The sequence below is a fragment of the Pseudomonas sp. Pseusp97 genome, from assembly GCF_047304025.1.
In the GTDB taxonomy this organism is placed as follows: Bacteria; Pseudomonadota; Gammaproteobacteria; order Pseudomonadales; family Pseudomonadaceae; genus Pseudomonas.
This window is the reverse complement of the sequence record NZ_JBGLYK010000345.1, coordinates 1-3,753: the sequence shown is the minus strand read 5'-3', so window position 1 is coordinate 3,753 and position 3,753 is coordinate 1. Positions and strand designations below refer to the sequence as shown.

The window sequence follows — 3,753 nt, the reverse complement described above, 5'->3', positions numbered from 1 at the left end:
TTTTTTTTTTTTTTTTTTTTGTTCGCCCCCTGACCACCCACACACCACCCGCGGGCGGGGGGGGGGGCCCCCCCCCCCCCCCCCGCTCCTACAGACCCCATCCGTCAGAACAAGACAACAAGAACACGGAGCACCCAAACATGTCCCTTTCCGGCAAAACCCTCTTCATCACCGGCGCCAGCCGTGGCATCGGCCGCGAGATCGCCCTGCGCGCCGCCCGCGACGGCGCCAACATCGTCATCGCCGCCAAGAGCGCCGAGCCCCACCCGAAACTCGAAGGCACCATCTTCAGCGTCGCCGCGGAAGTCGAGGCCGCTGGCGGCCAGGCGCTGGCCCTGCAACTGGACGTGCGCGACGAGAACGCCGTACGCGAGGCCATGGCCAAGGCTGCCGAACACTTCGGCGGCATCGACGCGGTGGTGAACAACGCCGGGGCCATCAAGCTGGTCGGCGTGGAGCGCCTGGAGCCCAAGCGCTTCGATCTGATGTACCAGATCAACACCCGTGCCGTGATGGTCTGCAGCCAGGCCGCGCTGCCCTACCTGAAGCAGAGCAAGGGTCACATCCTCAGCCTGTCGCCGCCGATCAACCTGGCCGGCAAGTGGTTCGCCCAGCACGGCCCCTACACCGTCACCAAGTACGGCATGAGCATGCTCACCCTGGGAATGCACGAGGAGTTCAAGAAGTACGGCATCAGCGTCAATGCGCTGTGGCCGAAGACCATGATCGCCACCGCCGCCATCGAGTTCGAGCTGGGCAGCCGCGACGCCTTCAAGCGCGCGCGCACCCCGGCGATCATGGCCGACGCCGCCCATGCGATTCTCTCCAGCAGCGAGCGCGCCATCAGCGGGCGCCTGCTGATCGACGAGGACATCCTGCGCGAACAGGGCCAGAGCGACTTCGAGCAGTACCGCTTCGACCCGAACGGCGGCGGCCTGGTGCCCGACCTGTTCCTCGACTGACCGCCCCATCGCACCGCGGCCAACGGCGGATAACCGCAAGCGGTTATTCGCCCTCCGCCCGGCCAGGCAACGCTTACGCGCAGGGCGCATAACGCGGCACGCGTTGTCCGCCGAACCGCCCTGGCAGCGCATCCTTCGGCGTTTACCAATCGACACAAACCCGCCCTGGCCGCCCGGCCATCCGCTCCTAGACTGCCATGAACGCTCTGCCGGCCGGTTTGCCGATCTGCCCGGCCCGGCGCGCGCCTGGGCCATAGTCTCCCGCCGGGAGCCGGCCTAGAGTCGCGCTTGAGCGTCTGCACGCCAGACAACAATGACAATAAGGGCACGCGTCAATGACCCACGCCGATATCATCACCCCGACCCGCTTCCTCGCTCATCTGCCGGCCACCCTCGGCCGCGTGCCACGCATGCTGCGGGGGCTGTATTACACCGGCATCCGCAACCGCGAGAAGAACCTCTCCCTGGGCTGGGCGCTGGAGCGAGCCGCTCGCCTGTATCCGGACAGCCCGGCGCTGATCGATGAGCGGCGGCGCCTGTCCTACGCCCTCTTCAACGGCTGGGCCAACCGACTGGCGCGGGCCTTACAGGCCGAGGGCGTGGGCCACGCCAGCGTGGTCGCGGTGATGCTGGAGAACCGTGCCGAACTCATGGTGGTGCTCGCCGCCCTGGCCAAGCTCGGCGCCATCGGCGCGCTGGTCAATACCACCCAGCGCGGCCAGGTGCTCAGCCACAGCCTCAACCTGGTCAAGCCCAGCCACTTCGTGGTCGGCGAAGAGCTGCGCGAGGCGTTCGAAGAGGTTCGCCCGGCCCTGGAGAACAGCGGCGGCCGCTGCTACTGGATTGCCGACGGTGAAGACTCGGCGCAGCCCCCGGCCGGCTGGCAGGGCCTGATGCGCCTGGCCCAGGAGCAGGATTCGAACAACCTCGCCCAGACCGCGCGGGTACGCCTGAAGGACGCCTGCTTCTACATCTACACCTCCGGCACCACCGGCCTGCCGAAGGCCTCGATCATGAGCCACGGCAAGTGGATCAAGGCCTACGGCGGCTTCGGCCACTCCGGGCTCGGTCTGACCAACAACGACGTGCTCTACCTGACCCTGCCCTGCTACCACAACAATGCCGTGACCGTGTGCTGGAGCGCCGTGCTCGCCGGTGGCGCGGCCATCGCCCTGCGCCGCAAGTTCTCCGCCAGCGCCTTCTGGAAGGATGTGCAGACCTACCAGGCGACCTGCTTCGGCTATATCGGCGAACTCTGCCGCTACCTGCTCAACCAGCCAGAATGCGCGGAAGAGCGCGGCAACAGCCTGACCTGCATGATCGGCAACGGTCTGCGCCCGTCGATCTGGAACGAGTTCAAGGAGCGCTTCGGCATCGAGCGCATCACCGAGTTCTACGCCTCCAGCGAGGGCAACATCGGCTTTACCAACGTATTCAACTTCGACAATACAGTAGGCTTCTCGCCGGCAACCTACGCGATCGTGCGCTATGACCTGGAGAACGACCAGCCGGTGCGCAATGCCAGGGGATTCATGGAAAAGGTCAACAAGGGCGAAGCCGGCCTGCTGATCAGCGAGATCAGTGACAAGTGGCCTTTCGACGGCTACACCGACCCGGCCAAGAGCGAGGCGGTGATCTACCGCAACGTGTTCAAGGAAGGCGATACCTGGTTCAACACCGGCGACCTGATGCGCGACATCGGCTTCAAGCACACCCAGTTCGTCGACAGGCTGGGCGACACCTTCCGCTGGAAGGGCGAGAACGTTTCCACCACCGAAGTAGAGAACGCCCTGGGTGCCTTCCCCGGTGTGGAGGATGCGGTGGTCTACGGCGTGGAGATCCCCGGCACCAACGGCCGCTGTGGCATGGCCGCTCTGCGCCTGGGCGACGGCGCCAGCCTTGAACCCGCCCAGCTCGCCGCGCACCTGGACCGCGAGCTGCCGGCGTACGCCGTGCCGGTGTTCCTGCGCTTGCTGGCTCAGGTGGAGACCACCGGGACCTTCAAGTACAAGAAGACCGACCTCAAGCGCAACGCGTACGACCCGTCAGCCGTGAACGAAGCACTGTTCGTGCGGCTGCCCGGCGAGGCGGCGTATCGGGAGCTGGACAGGGCGCTTTACGAAGAGATTCGCGGCGGGGTGTACCGCTTCTGATCGGCTGTTCCTCGGACAGAAGGGATACGCCCAGTTCCTGCTCGCGAGTTTTTTCTGGCGTTTCGGGCGCGGCGATGTTCGCGAGCAAGCTCGCTCCTGCATGAAGTCGTGGGGCCTGCCCTTCCGGCAGATGGATGGGTTTCATCCTGAGCCGAACGGTTCCCTCTCCCTTCAGGGAGAGGGCCAGGGAGAGGGAACCCCCGGCAAGACATCCAGAGAAAGGCAGGGGCACTGCCCAGCGGTGTCGGGAGGTCAGTTGCGGAACTGGAATTGCAGCTCGGCCCCACGGATATCCGAGTGCCAGCTGTCATCGCCGGTTTCACGCTCGTTGGGCTCGCGCTGGATCAGCCGGCCACCCACCTGGAACGGACTCTGCCCGGTCTTCTCGCCGAACATCGGCGGCAGGATCGGCTTTTCTTCATCCAACTCGCTCACCGATTCATCCGGCTCCAACTGGCGAACCATCTCCTTGGGCAAGCGCAGATCAAGCTTCACCGGCGGCAGTGGATGCGTGACGAGCGGATCGACCGGCTTCTTCACCTGCGCCGGAGTCCTGGACGGTGCCTTGGCCTCGGGCTTGACAGCCGCGGCCACCGCTGGCGCCTTGGGCGACGCCACGGCCTTGGCGGCGGCTGTCA

At 65.8% G+C, this 3,753-nt stretch carries 3 protein-coding genes; 2 read left to right on the top strand and 1 reads right to left on the bottom strand.

What is annotated here, in order from left to right; all coding sequences use genetic code 11:
* Positions 1–140: 140 nt before the first annotated feature.
* Complete coding sequence (locus tag ACCC94_RS28530) at positions 141–962, top strand: SDR family oxidoreductase (protein WP_413352953.1); 822 nt, start codon at positions 141–143, stop codon at positions 960–962.
* Between the two features lie 335 nt (positions 963–1,297).
* On the top strand, positions 1,298–3,115 hold the full coding sequence (locus ACCC94_RS28525; RefSeq protein WP_413352952.1) for a long-chain-acyl-CoA synthetase: 1,818 nt from the start codon (positions 1,298–1,300) through the stop codon (positions 3,113–3,115).
* Between the two features lie 252 nt (positions 3,116–3,367).
* Here ACCC94_RS28525 and ACCC94_RS28520 read toward each other — a convergent pair.
* The coding region (locus tag ACCC94_RS28520; RefSeq protein ID WP_413352951.1) for a translation initiation factor 2 at positions 3,368–3,753 on the bottom strand (386 nt) is incomplete at its 5' end.

What these genes read in the sequence shown, in the direction of transcription:
- ACCC94_RS28530 (WP_413352953.1), top strand. Translation starts at nt 141, where the DNA reads ATGTCCCTTTCCGGCAAAACCCTCTTCATCACCGGCGCCAGCCGTGGC.
- ACCC94_RS28525 (WP_413352952.1), top strand. Translation starts at nt 1,298, where the DNA reads ATGACCCACGCCGATATCATCACCCCGACCCGCTTCCTCGCTCATCTG.